Below are 937 nucleotides of genomic sequence, written 5' to 3'. Positions count from 1 at the left end.
AGGTAATGGAAGGTATCAAACAAGAGAACGCGACTCACGCTCCTGTTGATTTCGATACTTCAGTTATCTCTACCATCACTGCTCACGATGCAGGCTACATCCATATTCTTAAAATCCACCCACAACGCTACCTTGGCTATGCAAATCAAACGAGACTTTGACTACTACCACAACCTTCACAACGTCATTACCCACGCCCTGCTTCATTTGCTGTGTCAGGTATCCGCATCTTCCCGTTTTGTTCCAGTAACATCACGCAACGACATACTGATAAAGTACCTTAAGCCAAAGCTCAACGATAAGTCGTTATCGAATATCAAAAAAGACATCAAACTGATGCTCAGTGTAGCAAGAAAAAAAGGTGGGAACCTAGAAATGAAACTGCATCAACTTAATTCACAGTCGAAGCATACAAAACTCGTCGGTGCTGAAAAGCTTTATAACCTACTCGTACACCTTTATGACGTAGAGGGTATCGAATCAAGACTGTTTGAGGAGGGTAGTGAAGCGGAGCCTGGGGTACTTTATATGCTAGAGGAACAAGTCGAACACGGTTTTGACCAAGAACACAATCAAGTCGCCCCGTTATCGATGCTTATCCAACTAGAACGTGCACCAGAACTTATCGATTCGATTAATGCTCACGGCCTATTTATTGCTGAAATGAAAGAGTGGAACGCCGAGATACATCAAGCCCACATCTTAGTACACCCTGCTTAAAAAAACTGGCTAGCAATCGCTTACCCCACCTCCAATCATTCATCCCACATGAGCTAGCTTCACCATGAACTAGCTTCACAGTTTGCCGTGACGGCGTCAGCACGTCTTTGGACAAAAGCTTGTTACGAACTTTTGGTTATCACGAGGTCTCGGATAACTACGGCTAATGTTCTGAATTTAATAATTTATACCTTACTTAACTAATTTAATATCTGAA

General features: G+C 42.7%; 1 protein-coding gene. It reads left to right on the top strand.

Going from position 1 to position 937, the window contains the following annotated elements:
- Positions 1 to 138: 138 nt before the first annotated feature.
- Positions 139 to 720 (top strand): DUF2913 family protein, encoded by a 582-nt coding sequence (locus KIV40_RS21780; RefSeq protein ID WP_285351280.1) that lies wholly within the window; start codon positions 139 to 141, stop codon positions 718 to 720.
- Positions 721 to 937 lie beyond the last annotated feature (217 nt).

The organism is Vibrio sp. D173a, from assembly GCF_030248475.1.
This window is presented reverse-complemented; position numbering and strand designations above follow the sequence as displayed.

Coding starts and splice junctions, on each gene's coding strand:
- KIV40_RS21780 (WP_285351280.1), top strand. CDS start 139: ATGCAAATCAAACGAGACTTTGACTACTACCACAACCTTCACAACGTC.